14 protein-coding genes are annotated in these 15518 nt (G+C 60.8%); 2 read left to right on the forward strand and 12 right to left on the reverse strand.

Features of this window, described 5'->3' with window-relative positions; genetic code table 11:
- Positions 1–67: 67 nt before the first annotated feature.
- From LRO94_RS01950 to LRO94_RS02005, 12 genes are all read right to left on the reverse strand, one after another.
- Positions 68–694 carry a class I SAM-dependent methyltransferase gene (locus LRO94_RS01950; RefSeq protein ID WP_179179671.1) on the reverse strand — a complete coding sequence of 209 codons (627 nt, stop codon included), beginning with the start codon at positions 692–694 and terminating at the stop codon, positions 68–70.
- A 39-nt stretch (positions 695–733) separates the two neighbouring features.
- A complete protein-coding gene (locus LRO94_RS01955) occupies positions 734–1378 on the reverse strand; it encodes a methionine ABC transporter permease (RefSeq protein ID WP_003187635.1) in 645 nt (214 codons plus the stop codon).
- A complete protein-coding gene (locus LRO94_RS01960) occupies positions 1368–2483 on the reverse strand; it encodes a methionine ABC transporter ATP-binding protein (protein ID WP_095186301.1) in 1116 nt (371 codons plus the stop codon). The genes LRO94_RS01955 and LRO94_RS01960 overlap by 11 nt, the downstream gene beginning before the upstream one ends.
- The gene (locus LRO94_RS01965) at positions 2480–3295 is read right to left on the reverse strand and encodes a MetQ/NlpA family ABC transporter substrate-binding protein (protein WP_032884914.1); all 816 of its coding nucleotides are present in this window, start codon (positions 3293–3295) and stop codon (positions 2480–2482) included. The genes LRO94_RS01960 and LRO94_RS01965 overlap by 4 nt, the downstream gene beginning before the upstream one ends.
- A 144-nt stretch (positions 3296–3439) precedes the next feature.
- Positions 3440–4792, reverse strand: coding sequence for an LLM class flavin-dependent oxidoreductase (locus tag LRO94_RS01970; RefSeq protein WP_179179670.1), 1353 nt, complete (start codon positions 4790–4792; stop codon positions 3440–3442).
- On the reverse strand, positions 4792–5985 hold the full coding sequence (locus tag LRO94_RS01975; protein WP_032884916.1) for an SfnB family sulfur acquisition oxidoreductase: 1194 nt from the start codon (positions 5983–5985) through the stop codon (positions 4792–4794). The genes LRO94_RS01970 and LRO94_RS01975 overlap by 1 nt, the downstream gene beginning before the upstream one ends.
- Positions 5986–6011: 26 nt before the next feature.
- The gene (locus tag LRO94_RS01980) at positions 6012–7253 is read right to left on the reverse strand and encodes an SfnB family sulfur acquisition oxidoreductase (RefSeq protein WP_179179669.1); all 1242 of its coding nucleotides are present in this window, start codon (positions 7251–7253) and stop codon (positions 6012–6014) included.
- 187 nt (positions 7254–7440) lie between these two features.
- Entirely contained in the window at positions 7441–8205 is a 765-nt protein-coding gene (locus LRO94_RS01985) for a hypothetical protein (RefSeq protein WP_179179668.1), read from the reverse strand.
- A 327-nt stretch (positions 8206–8532) separates the two neighbouring features.
- The gene (gene tcyN, locus LRO94_RS01990) at positions 8533–9279 is read right to left on the reverse strand and encodes an L-cystine ABC transporter ATP-binding protein TcyN (RefSeq protein ID WP_032884920.1); all 747 of its coding nucleotides are present in this window, start codon (positions 9277–9279) and stop codon (positions 8533–8535) included.
- A gap of 3 nt (positions 9280–9282) precedes the next feature.
- Entirely contained in the window at positions 9283–9948 is a 666-nt protein-coding gene (tcyL, locus tag LRO94_RS01995) for a cystine ABC transporter permease (RefSeq protein WP_032884921.1), read from the reverse strand.
- Positions 9948–10742: a cystine ABC transporter substrate-binding protein gene (tcyJ, locus tag LRO94_RS02000; RefSeq protein WP_122682165.1), complete on the reverse strand. Its 795-nt coding sequence runs from the start codon at positions 10740–10742 to the stop codon at positions 9948–9950. Before tcyJ ends, tcyL begins: the two co-directional genes overlap by 1 nt.
- A 278-nt stretch (positions 10743–11020) precedes the next feature.
- Positions 11021–12016 carry a D-cysteine desulfhydrase gene (locus LRO94_RS02005; protein WP_179179667.1) on the reverse strand — a complete coding sequence of 332 codons (996 nt, stop codon included), beginning with the start codon at positions 12014–12016 and terminating at the stop codon, positions 11021–11023.
- Between the two features lie 166 nt (positions 12017–12182).
- Between LRO94_RS02005 and epsC the strand changes: the two genes are divergently transcribed.
- Positions 12183–13109, forward strand: a complete 927-nt coding sequence (gene epsC / locus LRO94_RS02010) for a serine O-acetyltransferase EpsC (protein ID WP_095186296.1) — start codon at positions 12183–12185, stop codon at positions 13107–13109.
- A gap of 403 nt (positions 13110–13512) precedes the next feature.
- Positions 13513–15474, forward strand: coding sequence for a choline transporter BetT (gene betT / locus LRO94_RS02015; RefSeq protein ID WP_163033287.1), 1962 nt, complete (start codon positions 13513–13515; stop codon positions 15472–15474).
- The last annotated feature ends 44 nt before the right edge of the window (positions 15475–15518 follow it).

Below are 15518 nucleotides of genomic sequence, written 5' to 3' on the forward strand. Positions count from 1 at the left end.
AAAGATGCTCCAACTGATCCACTGCTATCGGGGGCAAGCCCCATCCCACATTTGAAGTGCGTTGCCTCTAAGGTTTGCGCCAGACACTGGCCAACCAGGGCTGCTGCTCTCGAGGCAACCCCGCCGGCCGGTAGTAATGCTCCAGCTCCACAAACCCGGCGGTGGTGAGCAGTGTTTGCCACGCCTCCAGGTCGTGATAAGCCCCATAACGCGGCCCATTCCAGCCTTCCTGGTTCTCACCCCGCGGGTTGGAGCTGAACAGCACACCCCCAGGCTTCAGCGCCCCATGCAGTTGCTTGAGCACACGTGGAAGTTCCTGCTTGGGTATATGAAACAGCACCGCATTGGCAAAGATCCCATCGAAGCGTTCAGCGGGTAAGTCCAGCTTGAGGAAATCCTGCTGCAACACCTCGCAGCCGCTGTCTTCGCGCGCCATCTGCGCAAAGCGCTCCGAGCCGTCCAGGCCGACGGCGATATGGCCCATTCGCGTAAACGTCTGCAAATCCCGTCCCGGCCCGCAACCGAAATCCAGCACGGTGAACGGCGCAGCACCTTGGAGATGCCGCAGCAGTGCGTCGATATTCTGGCTTACATCGTGATCGCGAGTGCCTTCACGGAAGTCCTCGGCCACTGTGTTGTAGTGGCCGAGGGTGGTGGACGTGATCTGGTTGAGATCGTCGGGCTTGAGGGTCATGACGGTGAATACCGGGCGCTGAGAGGGCCCGACTATACCTCACCTCTTGTTCAGCACCCGCGCCAGGCGATCGCCGCTCAGTTGAATCACCGCCACCAGCACCACCAGCAGCACAATCACGGTCAGCATGATCTGCGTGTCAAAACGCTGATAGCCGTAGCGGTACGCAATGTCGCCCAAGCCGCCGGCACCAATCGCGCCGGCCATGGCTGACGAGTTGATCATGGTCACCAGCGTAATCGTAAATCCGCCGACAATTCCCGGCAGCGCTTCGGGCAACAGCACATGCCAGATGATGTGCCAACGACGGCAGCCCATGGCTTGTGCGGCTTCGATCAGCCCGTGGTCGACCTCGCGCAAACTCACTTCGGCGATCCGCGCGAAGAACGGTGTCGCGGCGATGGTCAGCGGTACAACCGCCGCCCACACACCGTAGGTGGTGCCAACGATCAGCCGGGTGAACGGGATCAAGGCCACCATCAAAATCAAAAAAGGAATCGAGCGGAACAGATTGACGAAGGCCCCCAGAACCCGGTTCAGCGCCGGCGCCTGGTAGATGCCGCCCTTGTCGCTGGTCACCAGAAACACCGCCAGTGGAATCCCCACCAGCAACGCAATCAGCGACGACACGCCGACCATCAACAAGGTGTCGATGGCGCCCTGTACTAAACGATCAAACCACATAGCCCAGCACCTCCGCCTGTTGTGCCCAATTCGCGGCGCGGTTGCGCAGTTCTTCGGCGCTGTGGGGTGAGCCATTCACCGCCAGCAGCAATTGCCCCAAGGCATGGCCCTGGATGCGTTCCACACCGCCTTGCAGCAAGCGCACGCGCCCGCCGAGAGCGCTGAACAGCGCGGCCAGGTCCGGTTCATCGCTGGCACTGCCGGTGAGCTGCAAGCGCAACACCACTGCAGCGTCCGCTGATGACGGCGAGTGCTGCAACCGGCTTTGCAGTTCTTCCGGCAGCCCATGTTGCAGCGGCGCCAGCAGGGTCTTGCTGACCTCGTGCTGCGGATTGCCAAACACTTGCCACACCGGGCCTTGCTCGACGATGCGCCCGTGTTCCAGCACCACCACGCGGTCGCAGATGTCGCGGATCACCGCCATCTCATGGGTGATCAAGACGATGGTCAGGCCCAGGCGCCGGTTGATCTCGCGCAACAGGCCGAGGATCGATTGGGTGGTCTCCGGGTCCAGCGCCGAGGTGGCTTCGTCGCACAGCAGGATCTGCGGGTCGTGCACCAGCGAACGGGCGATGCCCACGCGCTGTTTCTGCCCACCGGAAAGCTGCGCCGGGTAGGCCTTGTGCTTGTCCTGCAAACCCACTAATTCCAGCAGCTCACGCACCTTTTGCTCACGCTGGAGCTTGGGCACGCCGGCGACTTTCAGCGGCAATTCGACGTTCTGCCACACGGTCTTGGCCGACATCAGGTTGAAGTGCTGGAAGATCATGCCGATGCGCCGACGCAGCGCCACCAGGCGGTCTTCGTCGAAGTCGCCGATGTCCACCTGATCGATCAGCACGCGCCCGCTGCTCGGTTGCTCCAGCCGGTTGATGGTGCGGATCAGCGAGGATTTACCGGCACCGCTGCGGCCAATGATGCCAAACACCTCACCGCGCTGGATCGCCAGGTCGATGCCTTGCAGGGCATGCACCGTGCCGTCGTAGGTCTTGCCCAGGTTGATAAAGCGCACGTGCGCGCGGTTCAGGTCTGGATGCAGTTCAGTCTGCTCGGCGTCCCTGGGCGGTGTGCTCAGGTCGCGCAGTTGAGAGTGGGCGGCGGTCATTTTTTATCTTCCCAACCCACTTGGTAGAGCTTGCCAAGGGATTTATCCAACGCAGCGCGCACCACCGGCGAGTGCTGGTAAATGTCGACGAACTTGATTACACGCGGGTCGGTTTTGCTCTTCGGTTGGATCACGAACTGGATCACGTATTCCGGGTGGTCGAGGCCGTCGAACAGCAGTGCCGATTCCGCGTCGAAAGTCTTGGACAGGCGGATATACGCCGGGTAGCCCTGCACCAGGTCTGCATCGTCATAGGCACGTACCAGCTGCACGGCCTCGACTTGCAGGATTTTGATTTTCTTTGGGTTTGCGACGATGTCTTCTTCGGTGGCCTTGTAGCCCACGCCCGGCTTGAGGGTGATCAGCCCGGCCTTGGCCAGCAGTTGCAGGCCGCGACCGCTGTTGATCGGGTCGTTGGCGATGGCCACGCTGGCGCCTTCGGGCAGCTCGTTGAAGCTTTTGTACTTTTTCGAATACAGCCCGACGTTGTTGATGATGCCCGGCGCGTAAGGCACCAGGTCAAAACCGGCGGCGGCCTTGGCGTTTTCCAGGAAGGGGATGTGCTGGAAGTAGTTCACGTCAATATCGCCGGCGGCCAGGCTGACGTTGGGCGCGATCCAGTCGGTGAACTCCACCAGCTCGACTTTCAAGCCTTGCTTGCCGGCTTCGGCGACTGCGGCTTCCAGGGGAATCGCGAAGGCCGCGGTGGTGCCGATTTTCAACGGTGCATCGGCGGCGAACACCGCCGAGCTGAACAACCCGAAGGCCAGGGCCAGTGCTTTGACTGGGTTATTGAGGAATGTCTTTTTCATAGTGGATTTCCAGTCATAAGGTATTAGGACAAACAATGCAGATCCAATGTGGGAGGGGGCTTGCTCCCGATAGCGGTGTATCAGTCACCGCACTTGCCAACTGAACCACCGCTATCGGGGGCAAGCTCCCTCCCACATTTTTGATCAGTGGCGGTAGGTAGATCCGTGGTGTTGTTCGGGTAAACGGGCTGTGCCTTGGAAGACTTTTTCACGCAGCGTGCCGTTCTCATATTCGGTCTTGTACGACCCCCGCTTCTGCAGCACCGGCACCACCAGGTCGATAAAGTCCACATAGCTTTCCGGCGTCACAATCCGCGTCAGGTTGAAGCCATCCAACCCGGTTTCGCTGATCCACGATTCCAGCTCGTCAGCGACTTGTTCGGGCGAGCCGACCAAGGTGATATAGCGTCCGCCGAGGGCGTGCTGCTCCAGCAATTTGCGCCGGGTCCAGTCGTTGTTTTGCAGGTTCTTGGTGGCCGACTGGATTGCGTTGCTCTTCACGTACTGGATCGGTTCGTCGATTTCGTACTGGGAAAAATCAATCGCGGTGGACGCCGAGAAGTGCGCCACGCCGGCCTCCGCGCTGGCATAGCTCAGGTACTCGGCATGCTTGGCCCAGGCCTGTTCTTCGGTGGCGCCGACGATTACGTTGAGGCCCATGAACACCTTGATGTCATCCGGATTCCGCCCGGCCTCGACTGCACTGGCGCGCACCTTGTCCACCTGGACCTTGGTCGACGCTTTGTTCTGCCCGCTGATAAACACGCACTCGGCATGGCGCCCGGCGAACAGCAAGCCACGGTCCGAGCTGCCGGCCTGGAACAGCACCGGCGTACGTTGCGGCGACGGTTCACACAGGTGATAACCCTCCACCTGATAAAACTCGCCATGGTGCTCGACCTTGTGCACCTTGCCCGGCTGCGCGTAGACCCGCGCTTGCGGATCGTTGAGCACCGCGTCGTCTTCCCAACTGCCTTCCCAGAGTTTGTAGAGCACTTCCAGGTACTCATCGGCCTGGTCGTAGCGCCGGTCATGCTCGACCTGCTCGCTAAGGCCCATGGCTTTGGCGGCGCTGTCGAGGTAGCCGGTGACGATGTTCCAGCCCACCCGGCCACGGCTCAGGTGGTCAAGCGTGGACATGCGTCGGGCGAACAGATACGGCGGCTCATACGTGAGATTGGCGGTCAGGCCGAAGCCTAGATTCCTGGTGACCGCAGCCATGGCCGAGACCAGCAGCAACGGGTCGTTGACCGGTAGTTGGATCGACTCCTTGAGCGGCACGTCGATGGAGTTTTGATAGACGTCGTACACGCCGACGATATCGGCGATAAACAAGCCATCGAACAGCCCACGCTCCAGGGTTTGCGCCAACTCAGTCCAGTACTCGATGGTCTTGTACTGGGTGGACGTATCTCGTGGGTGGGTCCACAGGCCGTGGTTGATGTGCCCGATGCAGTTCATGTTGAAGGCATTGAGCAGGATCTTTTTCTTCGCCATCAAATGGTCCCCCGCAGTGGCGGGTTTTCAGCATTGAGGTAGTAATTGCCTACCGCGTGGTACTTCCAGCGCACCGGGTCGTGCAGGGTGTGCACCCGTGCGTTGCGCCAGTGGCGGTCGAGGCCGTGCTCGGCCAGGGTCGCCTGGCTGCCGGCGAGTTCGAATAAGGTGCTGCCGGCGGCCAGGGAGATTTCGGTGCTCAAGGCGCGTACTTCGGCCACGGCAATCGAGGCAGCCGCAACGGTCTCGGCATTGCTGTCGGCCTGGGCGCGGTCGAGGAATTCACCTGAGCGTTCCAGCAATGCCTCTGCGGCGTGCAGACGGATGCTCAAGTGGCCGAAGCTCTTCAGGGTCAACGGGTCTTCAGTGGCCTTGTCGTTGCCGGAGTCGATCCATGGGCGAGTCTTGGTGCGCACAAAGTGCAGCGCATCCTCAAAGGCGGCGCGGGCGATGCCGGTGTCGATGGCAGCATGAAGAATCTGCGCGAGCGGGCCGACGGTAGTCGGGCGTTCAAAGGCGCTTTGGAAAGGGACCACGTCGTGGGCAGCGACCCAGACGTTATCGAACACCACCGAGCCGCTGCCGGTGGTGCGCTGGCCAAAGCCGCTCCAGTCGTCAATCACGCTCAGGCCTTCGCTGTCGCGCGGTACAAACGCCAACTGCTGCACGCCGTGCTCATCCACCACGGAGGTCGGGATGCGTTGCGCGTAGATCGCACCGGTTGAGTAGAACTTGCGGCCCGTGATGCGAAAGCCGTCGCCGTCGCGGGTGATGCTCGTGACGCGATCGTGAGCGGTCTTGGTGCCCAGTTCTGCAAGGGCATTGCCGAAGCGCTGGCCGGCGAGTACTTCGGCGTACAGGCGTTGTTGCTGCGCCGGGCTGCCGTTAACGCGCAGCACTTCCAGGGCATAGAAATGGTTTTGCGGAATCTGGCCCAGGGAGGCGTCGGCCTGGGCGATCAAGGCGATGACCTTCGCCAGGGTGACGTTGGACACGCCTGCACCGCCGTATGCCTTCGGCACGCTGATGCCCCACAGGCCGGAGCGGGAAAACACGTCCAACTCGGGCAGCGGCAGGCGGCGTTCGCGGTCGCGCTGGGCGCTGTCGCGGCGGAAGTCTTCGGCCAGGTCGCTGGCGACAACAAGGGCTTGTTCATCGCTGGTGATAACCGCGACGTGATGAGAAAGGGTCATGCGTATTTCTCCAGAGGTCTGGTCGGTTAAATCCAGGAGTGGCGAGCAGGCAGGGTGCCGTTCAAGCGATAGGTGCCCACCGCGTGGTACTTCCAGCGCACGGGGTCGTGCAGCGTGTGTACGCGCGCGTTGCGCCAATGCCGGTCGAGGTTGAACTCAGCGAGGGTGGCGCGACTGCCGGCCAGTTCAAAGAGTTTCTCGCTGACCAGCAACGACACTTCAGTGGTCAACACTTTGGCCTCGGCCACGGCGATTGAAGCGCGTGCAGCGGACTGCGCGGTAATCGGCGCGGCACTGACCTGATCCAGCACTTGGCCGGCCTTGCGCAAGAGCGCTTCGGCGGCGTGCAGCTCGATTTTCAGCTTGCCGATATCGGCGATCACATACAGGTCATCGCTGGCGCGTTCGACCTTGGCGTCGATCCAGGGCCGTGAGCGCTCGCGAATAAAGCTGATGGTGTCATCCAGAGCGCCGCGGGCGATGCCGGCGTCGATCGCGGCCTGGATCAATTGCGAGACGGCCCCCTGGATGTTAGGGCTGTCGCCGATGCGCCAGTTGTCGACCACCAGGTCGGCGTCGACCTGCACCTGGTCGAGCAGCACCGTACCGCTGGCGGTGGTGCGTTGGCCGAAGCCTGACCAGTCATCGACGATGCGCAGCCCTTCGGTGCCACGGCGCACGAACGCCATGACCTGCTTGCCGTCATCGTTCAGCGCCTTGATCGCCACCCAGTGGGCAAACAGCGCACCGGTGGAGTAGAACTTCTGGCCGCTGATCACGTAACCGTCGCCTTGGGCAGTGATGCGCGCCTTGAGCTCCAGGGTGTTTTTGGTGCCGCGTTCCGGGCCGCCATTGCCGATGCGCCAGCCGTCGAGCACGCTCTGGAACAACTGTTTTTTCTGGCGTTCGGTGGCAGCGCCCTGCAACAGGTGCAGGATGCCGAAATGGTTCTGCGGGATCTGCCCGAGGGCCGGGTCTGCCGCGCTGATGATTGCGAACACGTCGGCCAGCGTCACGAATGACACCTGCGGGCCGCCGTATTCGCGGGGAATGGAAATACTGCCCAGCCCGCTGCGGGTGAACTGTTCGATCTGTGCCCATGGCAGCTTGCGTTGCTGATCGCGCGTGGCGGCTTGCAGGCGCGCGGCCTCGGCCAGCTCATGGGCGGCGTTCAGCGCCTCGGCGTCGTTGCGCAGCACGGCGGCCGGCAACAGCAGCGGTGCTACGTCCAGATCACGTTGGGGGGGTGTTAGAGCCAAGTTAGACATCAGCGCCGCTCCTTGGCTGCACGTAATGCCCTGGCGTTGTGCACCGGGGTAATTCTGACCATACCGACCTCGCATTCAATGAAATGAAAACAGAAAAATCAAAGATGTCCGGTGGTCCGGTGCATATACCCTAAGCTTGTTAAATATTTAAATAAACTAACTTTTGGGAATATGCATAGAAGGGCGATCAACCGGGTTCACAGGGTGAGCCCTGATAGACCGGCGCGGTGCCGGTCGGACGGGTGATCGCGCTGGCGGCAATACGTAGCGTCCGGGCTGGCGCCCAGCGCGAATTGTTGCCGACCCGGTCCAGAATGCAGTAAGTCACCTCCAACCGGCTGTCGTCGCCGGCCTCGACTATCAACGTCGGCGGCACCCAAACCTGCACCGCCTGGCCGACGGCCTTGGCCTGTATCTTCGGCAGGTCCATGCGTGCGTCGCCCCAACGCAGGGTGATGGCATCGCCGGTGGTCATGTTCAGGTAGGGCTCGATGGTCAGCGGAATCCCCCGTCGCACCTGGCTGGCATTCACGCCGTAGCGGCGAATGGTGTCCGGCAGACCCACCGGGGCAAGGTTCTGGTTTTCATCGCTGTAGAGGGCGCAGGGCAGGCCTCCGGGGGAGTTGGTTTTCACACGCAGGTGCGTCATGGCCGAACGTGCCGGGGCGCGGCCGACCTGCATGATTTGGTAATGAACCTGAGCGACACCCTCCTGCACAAAACTTTCCGGAACACGCAGTCGGGTAGGCATGCCGACTTCGCAGGCAGTCACCCGCCGTGAGGCCGCAAAACAGTTGTTCCAGAACAGCTCGATCAGATCGCCGTCATCCATGCCAGGGTAGGGTGCGATATCGACCAGCAGCTGTGCGGCTGCCAGGGCATTGATGCCGTTTCGAAGGGCCTGTGGCAACGTCGGGGCGGTGAGCAGGGCCGGGGTTGCAGTGCACGTCATAAGTAATCTCCTTGATGCAGCCAGCAGCAATCGTTCCGACCCTTAGGCGCAGGTGCGCAGCGGGGCTGAAAGGAACGATTCAGTGAATAGCCGGGATAGGATCCAATCCTCTGGGCCTTAGATAAGAGGGTTGGCCAAGGGGCGTCAATGGCGGCAAAAGGCTAAACGGCGGGTTCGGTGTTATTCAGACGGGTCTGACTGGGCGGGGGATTTTAAGGCGCAATAGCGAGCGTGTTTTACAGCTGTGGGCGAGGACTTCTTGTAGGAATACTAATGGTGGCGAGGGAACAAGCTCCCTCACCACAAATGCTCAATCGTAGGGTGCAGTTAATGCGCGAGGAATTTGCTCAAAAACTGCCGCGTGCGTTCTTCCTTGGGGTTGGCAAACAACGCCTTGGCTTCGCCCTGTTCCACGATCACGCCCTTGTCGAAAAAGATCACCCGGTTGGCAACGTCTCGGGCAAAGCTCATTTCGTGGGTGACGATGACCATGGTGCGATTCTCCTCAGCCAGGCTGCGGATGGTCGCCAGCACTTCACCCACCAGTTCCGGGTCGAGTGCCGAGGTGGGTTCGTCGAACAGAATCACCTCCGGCTCCATGGCCAATGCACGGGCAATCGCCACGCGCTGTTGCTGACCACCGGACAGACGCCGTGGGTAGGCGTCTTCCTTGCCCGCCAGGCCGACCCTGGCCAGGAGCTTGCGCCCCAGGGCAATAGCGTCTTCGCGCGGCATCTTCTTGACCACGGTGGGGCCTTCGATGACGTTTTCCAGCGCAGTGCGATGGGGGAACAAGTTGAAGTTCTGGAACACAAAACCCACGTGTTGGCGCAGGCGCCGCACCAGGTTCTGTTGCTGGTTGAGCGGTTTGCTGCCGTCGATCTGGATGTCGCCCACCTTGATGCGGCCGCTGGTGGGTTCTTCAAGGAAATTCAGGCAGCGCAGGAAGGTGGTCTTGCCGGAACCGCTGGGGCCGATGATGGCGACAACTTCGCCTTCCTTGACCTCAAGGTCGATGCCGTTGAGCACCACCTGACCGTTGAATTGTTTGGTCAGTTTTTCAACCACGATCATGCTTCAAGACTCCAGGTCATGCCGGTTGACCCGGTCTTCCAGACGATTTTGAAAATGCGCCAGGATGCTCGCCAGTACCCAGTAGATCAGAGCGGCGGACAGATACATGGTGAAAATTTCGAAGGTACGCGCCGACACCAGTTGCGCTTGGCGAAACAGCTCCGGCACCTGAATGGTGGCGGCCAGCGCCGTGTCCTTGACCAGCGAAATAAAGCTGTTACCCAGCGGCGGCAGCGCGGTGCGCATCGCCTGCGGCAGGATGGCCCGGCGCAGGGTCTGCGCGCGGGTCATGCCGATACTGGCAGCGGCCTCCCACTGGCCACGCTCGATAGACGCGATGGCGGCCCGCAGGATTTCACACGCGTAGGCGGCCATGTTCAGCGAAAAGCCGATCATGGCTGCCGGGATCGGATCCAGTTCGATGCCCACTTGCGGCAAGCCGTAGTAAATCAAAAACAGCTGTACCAGCAAGGGCGTGCCGCGAAAGAACGACACATAGACACGGGCAGTCCAGCTCAGCAGCTTGAAGCGCGACAGACGCATCAAGGCCAGGCCGAAGCCCAGCAGCAAGCCGAAGAACATGCCGCCAAGGCTGAGAATCACCGTGTAATACGCGCCCTTGAGCAGAAAGGGCGCGGAGTCCAGCGCGAGTTGGAAACCTGCTTCCATTATTGAGTGACGTCAGCGTTGAAGTACTTCTCGGACAGCTTCTTCAAGGTGCCATCGGCGCGCAGCTTGTCGAGGGCCTTGTTCACCGCTTCCAGCAGTTCAGGCTCGCCTTTGCGCAGCGCGATACCGGCTTCCTGGCGGGAGAAGGCATCGCCTGCAGCGGCGGTGTCCGGGGCTTTCTTGGCGTATTCCAGGGCGGCCAGGCGGTCGATCAGAATCGCGTCGATACGGCCGATGCGCAGGTCCTGGAACTTGGTCGGATCATCGTTATAGGTCTTGATGATGGCTTTGGGTTGGTTGTCCTTGAGCCATTGCTCGTAGTTGGTGCCCAGGCCCACACCAACTTTTTTGCCGGCCAGGTCGTCGGCGGTCTTGATGGTGTCAACGTTCTTCTTCAGCACCAGCGCCTGGATACCGGAAACGGTGTAAGGCGTGGAGAAATCGTACTTCTTCTTGCGCTCTTCAGAGATGGTCACTTGGTTGACCACTGCGTCCAGGCGCTTGGATTCCAGGGCAGCGAGGATGCCATCCCATGGCGTGGCCTGCAGCTTGACCTTGACGCCCAGCTCCTTGGCCAGCGCTTCGGACAGCTCGACTTCGAAACCGCTGAGCTTGCCGCTTTCATCGACGAAGCTGAACGGCGGATAGGTGCCTTCCAGGCCGATTTTGATCTCGCCGGCCTTTTTGATGTTGCCCAGTTGCTCGCCGGCAACGGCCTGGCCCAGCAGGCTGGCACCGAGAGCCAAACCCAAAGTACCGACCAGCAAAGTGCGACGGAATGCGGAAATAGTCATGAAGAGCCCCTGTGTTTTTATGTTGAGCGAAGCAGGTGACGCGGTAGTCGTATCCTGCCTTAAAGCGCGAAGCGCGTCTTCGCCTTCGGCGCGATGATAAAGCCCGGTTTTAAGACTTGAAAATAATATAAAACTCAATTGATATTCTTTTTATGAATATGCGTTGAGTCTAATGTGGTAAGGGGCTTGCCCCCGATAGCGGTGTATCAGTAACAGATGAGCTGGCTGACACTCCGCTATCGGGGACAGGCCCCTTTCCACATTTAGCCCGCGTTTATTCAGTTGAAAACCGAGTCATAGGCAAACAACGCCGGTGCCCCACCGGTATGCAGGAAAATAATCGGGCCATCTTCAAAGCGCTGGCGCCCGATACCGTCCAGCAAGCCGGCCATGGCCTTGCCAGTGTAGACCGGGTCCAGCAGCAGGCCTTCCTGGCTCGCCAATAGCTTGACCGCCGAAAGGGTCCCGGCGTTCGGTTCGCCATAACGCGGGCCGAAGTATTCGTCCCACAGGATCACCTTGAAGGCTTCGGGGATATCCACGCCGAGCAACTCGGCAGTGCGTTCGGCCAGGCCCTGTACTTTGGGGCGCTGGGCTTCTTCGGTGCGCGATACGGTGACGCCGACTACCGGTAAGTTCGGCAGTACTTCACTCAACGCCAAGGCCAGGCCGCTGTGGGTGCCGGCACTGCCGGACGCCAGTACCACGGCGGCGAATTCGATGCCGCTGTCTTCGATCTGCGCGGCCAGTTCCAGCCCGGCGCGCACATAACCTAAGGCGCCGAGGGCATTGGAGCCGCCGATGGGCACCAGATACGGCTTCTTGCCGTTGCTGCGCAGGCGGTCGGCGAGGGCGTTGAGTTGGTCGTCGGCGTTATCGAGGTTTTCCACCAATTCCACCTTGGCGTCGAACAGCTCCAGCAGCAGGCGATTGCCGTTGCCCAGGTAGTTGGGGTCTTCGGTACCGGTGGGGTTTTCCAGCAGGGCCACGCAGCCTAGGCCGAGCTTGGCGGCAAGGGCGGCAGTCTGGCGTACGTGGTTGGACTGGATGGCACCGGCGGTCACCAGGGTGTCGGCCCCCTGAGCGATGGCGTCGGCGGCCAGGTATTCGAGTTTGCGCAGTTTGTTGCCGCCCATCGCCAGTGGCGTGGTGTCGTCGCGCTTGACGTAGATGTCCCGTCCCAACCAGGTCGACAACCGTTCGAGTTTTTCCAGGGCGGTGGCACCGCCGAGCAGGTCCAGGCGGTTAAAACGGTCGAGCTGTTGCTTGATCATGGCTACGCACGGTGGCTAAGGGATGAAGCGACTATAGGCAGGCACTTTTCATCGGGCAACCGTCAATCGCTTATGCCCGATGGTTCTTAGCATCACACCATTGGTTCTTAATGGCGGCCAGGGTGCATACCGTAAAGTGATGGCCATTACGTCAGGAGTAAATACTGTGAGTGAGCGTTCCAGTCATTGGCAATTGCAGACCATTGTCAGCCAGTTGCGCGGCGCCCGGGACCAGTGGCGAACGCGCAATGGCCGCTTGAGCGGCGAGCATGGCGGACGCGAATTGCCGTCCCGAGAAGCCGTTGCACAAATCCTCGAAGCGCTGTGCGGCGCACTGTTCCCGATGCGCTTGGGGCCGGCGGATTTGCGTGAAGAAAGTGAAGATTTTTACGTCGGTCATACCCTCGACGTCGCGCTCAATGCCTTGCTCGCCCAGGCGCGTCTTGAGTTGCGTTATGCCGCGCGACAGGGCGGGCAGGATGACAGCCAGATCGATGCCCACGCCATCCGCCTGATCCAGGGTTTTGCCCTGGCCTTGCCGTCTCTGCGCAGCCTGCTGGACACCGACGTACTCGCCGCTTACCACGGCGACCCGGCCGCGCGCAGTGTGGATGAAGTGTTGCTGTGCTATCCGGGGATCCTGGCGGTGATTCACCACCGTCTGGCCCACCACTTGTACCGCGCCGGCTTGCCGCTGCTGGCGCGGATCATTGCGGAAATCGCCCACTCGGCTACCGGCATCGACATCCACCCCGGCGCGCAGATCGGCCCGAGCTTCTTTATCGACCATGGGACCGGTGTGGTCATTGGTGAAACCGCGATCATCGGCGAGCGGGTGCGCATCTACCAGGCCGTGACGTTGGGCGCCAAGCGCTTCCCGGCAGATGAAGACGGGCAGTTGCAGAAAGGCCATCCGCGTCACCCGATCGTCGAGGATGATGTGGTGATCTACGCCGGGGCGACGATCCTCGGACGGATCACCATCGGCAAGGGCTCGACCATTGGCGGTAATGTGTGGCTGACGCGCAGTGTGCCGGCTGAGGCGAACATTACTCAGGCGAATCTGCAGCATGATGACGGGGCGCAGAAGTAAAACCCTACGCAGATCCCCTGTGGGCGGGGGCTTGCTCCCGATAGCGCAGTGTCAGTTGGTACATTCATTGACTGACACGCCGCCATCGGGAGCAAGCCCCCTCCCACATTGTTAGCCTCATTCCAGATTTACCCCGCAATCGCTGAACGATTTGCCTCCCGCACCCGTCATACCAATCCTTGAGCTAGTGTAGGAATAACCGACCACTCAGCCCTGCGATTAGTCCAAAACCGCCTATCCATGTTTAACTTGAATGTTCGTTCAAGTTAAACCCGGTGGTTCGCTGCCCGCTCACAACAGGAGGCTTACCTTTGCTGAGTCCGTTATTTACAGCCACATGCTCCAACCTCGGGGTGCATCGCTCATGAGTGCATCGTCCACCCCAGCCAGCGGCCAAGTGCGCATGAATGCGCCGGTTTTCTACTTCGCCGCGACCTTCATCCTGCTGTTCGGCATCACTGTCATCGCTATCCCGCAACAGGCCGGTGCCTGGTTGCTGGCAGCGCAAAACTGGGCGGCCAATACGGTCGGCTGGTACTACATGCTGGCGATGACCCTGTATCTGGTCTTCGTGGTGGTCACCGCGCTATCGGGCTACGGCAAGATAAAACTCGGTGCCGACCACGACGAGCCCGAATTCAGTTACCTGTCCTGGGCCGGCATGCTGTTCGCCGCAGGGATCAGCATCACGCTGTTCTTCTTCTGCGTCTCCGAGCCGCTGACGCACTTGGTGCAGCCGCCCCAAGGCGCGCCGATGAACGCCGATGCCGCGCGCCAAGCCATGCAGATTCTGTTTCTGCACTGGGGCCTGCACGGTTGGGGTGTGTTCGCGTTTGTCGGCATGGCGCTGGCGTATTTCGCCTACCGGCATAACCTGCCACTGGCGTTGCGTTCGGCGCTGTACCCGCTGATCGGTAAGCGCATCAACGGCCCTATCGGCTACGCGGTGGATGGCTTCGGCATCATTGCCACGGTGTTTGGTCTTGGCGCCGACATGGGCTTCGGCGTGCTGCACCTCAACTCCGGCCTCGACTACTTGTTTGGCATTGCCCACACCCAGTGGATTCAGGTCGGTTTGATCACCCTGATGATGGGCGCGGCGATCCTTGTTGCAGTGGCCGGCGTCGATAAGGGCGTGCGGGTGATGTCCGACATCAACATGCTGCTGGCCTGCGCGCTGCTGCTGTTTGTGTTGTTCGCCGGGCCTACCCAGCACTTGCTCAACACCTTGATCCAGAACATCGGTGACTACCTCGGCGCGCTGCCGACCAAGAGTTTCGACGTCTACGCCTACGACAAGCCGAGCGACTGGCTGGGCGGTTGGACGGTGTTCTACTGGGCCTGGTGGATCGCATGGTCGCCGTTCGTGGGCCTGTTTATCGCGCGGATTTCCCGTGGTCGCACCATCCGCGAATTCGTGTTCGGCGTGCTGCTGATCCCGCTGGGCTTTACCCTGGCGTGGATGTCGATCTTCGGCAACAGCGCCATCGACCAAGTGCTCAACCACGGCATGACCGCGCTCGGCCAGTCGGCCATCGATGACCCGTCGATGAGCCTCTACCTGCTGCTGGAAACCTATCCGTGGAGCAAAACCGTTATCGCGGTGACCGTGTTTATCAGCTTCGTGTTCTTCGTCACCTCGGCGGATTCGGGCACGGTAGTTTTGTCGACGCTGTCGTCCAAAGGCGGCAACGCCGATGAAGACGGGCCGAAATGGCTGCGGGTGTTCTGGGGTGCGATGACCGCGCTGGTCACCAGTGCGTTGCTGTTTGCTGGCAGTATCGACTCGCTGAAATCGGCGGTGGTGCTGACCTCGCTGCCGTTCTCACTGATTCTGTTGCTGATGATGTGGGGGCTGCACAAGGCTTTCTACCTGGAGTCGCAAAAGCAGATCGCCCAGTTGCATTCCTTGGCGCCGATCTCGGCTTCGCGTAAAGGCAAGGGCGGCTGGCGCCAGCGCTTGAGCCAGGCGGTGCATTTCCCATCGCGCGATGAGGTGTACCGCTTCCTTGAATCGACGGTGCGCCCGGCGATTGAAGAAGTGACGGCGGTGTTTGTCGAGAAGGGACTTTCGGTGGTCACCCAACCGGATCCATCCAACGACAGCGTGAGCCTGGAAATCGGCCATGGCGAGGAGCATCCGTTCATCTACCAGGTGCAGATGCGCGGCTACTTCACGCCGTCGTTTGCCCGTGGCGGCATGGGCTCCAAAGAGATCAACAACCGCCGCTATTACCGGGCGGAAGTGCACTTGAGTGAGGGCAGCCAGGACTACGACCTGGTGGGCTACACCAAGGAGCAGATCATCAATGACATCCTCGACCAGTACGAGCGGCACCTGCAGTTCCTGCACCTGGTGCGCTAGGTTTTGCGCAGGCCAGCGGTGACGTTGGGCTCGCGTGAAATTGC

The organism is Pseudomonas sivasensis (assembly GCF_021391435.1).
GTDB classification, from domain to species: Bacteria; Pseudomonadota; Gammaproteobacteria; order Pseudomonadales; family Pseudomonadaceae; genus Aquipseudomonas; species Aquipseudomonas sivasensis.

Excerpts from the sequence above, each read along its gene's own strand:
- LRO94_RS01950 (WP_179179671.1), bottom strand. The coding sequence starts at position 694 with ATGACCCTCAAGCCCGACGATCTCAACCAGATCACGTCCACCACCCTC.
- LRO94_RS01955 (WP_003187635.1), bottom strand. The coding sequence starts at position 1,378 with ATGTGGTTTGATCGTTTAGTACAGGGCGCCATCGACACCTTGTTGATG.
- LRO94_RS01960 (WP_095186301.1), bottom strand. The coding sequence starts at position 2,483 with ATGACCGCCGCCCACTCTCAACTGCGCGACCTGAGCACACCGCCCAGG.
- LRO94_RS01965 (WP_032884914.1), bottom strand. The coding sequence starts at position 3,295 with ATGAAAAAGACATTCCTCAATAACCCAGTCAAAGCACTGGCCCTGGCC.
- LRO94_RS01970 (WP_179179670.1), bottom strand. The coding sequence starts at position 4,792 with ATGGCGAAGAAAAAGATCCTGCTCAATGCCTTCAACATGAACTGCATC.
- LRO94_RS01975 (WP_032884916.1), bottom strand. The coding sequence starts at position 5,985 with ATGACCCTTTCTCATCACGTCGCGGTTATCACCAGCGATGAACAAGCC.
- LRO94_RS01980 (WP_179179669.1), bottom strand. The coding sequence starts at position 7,253 with ATGTCTAACTTGGCTCTAACACCCCCCCAACGTGATCTGGACGTAGCA.
- LRO94_RS01985 (WP_179179668.1), bottom strand. The coding sequence starts at position 8,205 with ATGACGTGCACTGCAACCCCGGCCCTGCTCACCGCCCCGACGTTGCCA.
- tcyN (WP_032884920.1), bottom strand. The coding sequence starts at position 9,279 with ATGATCGTGGTTGAAAAACTGACCAAACAATTCAACGGTCAGGTGGTG.
- tcyL (WP_032884921.1), bottom strand. The coding sequence starts at position 9,948 with ATGGAAGCAGGTTTCCAACTCGCGCTGGACTCCGCGCCCTTTCTGCTC.
- tcyJ (WP_122682165.1), bottom strand. The coding sequence starts at position 10,742 with ATGACTATTTCCGCATTCCGTCGCACTTTGCTGGTCGGTACTTTGGGT.
- LRO94_RS02005 (WP_179179667.1), bottom strand. The coding sequence starts at position 12,016 with ATGATCAAGCAACAGCTCGACCGTTTTAACCGCCTGGACCTGCTCGGC.
- betT (WP_163033287.1), top strand. The coding sequence starts at position 13,513 with ATGAATGCGCCGGTTTTCTACTTCGCCGCGACCTTCATCCTGCTGTTC.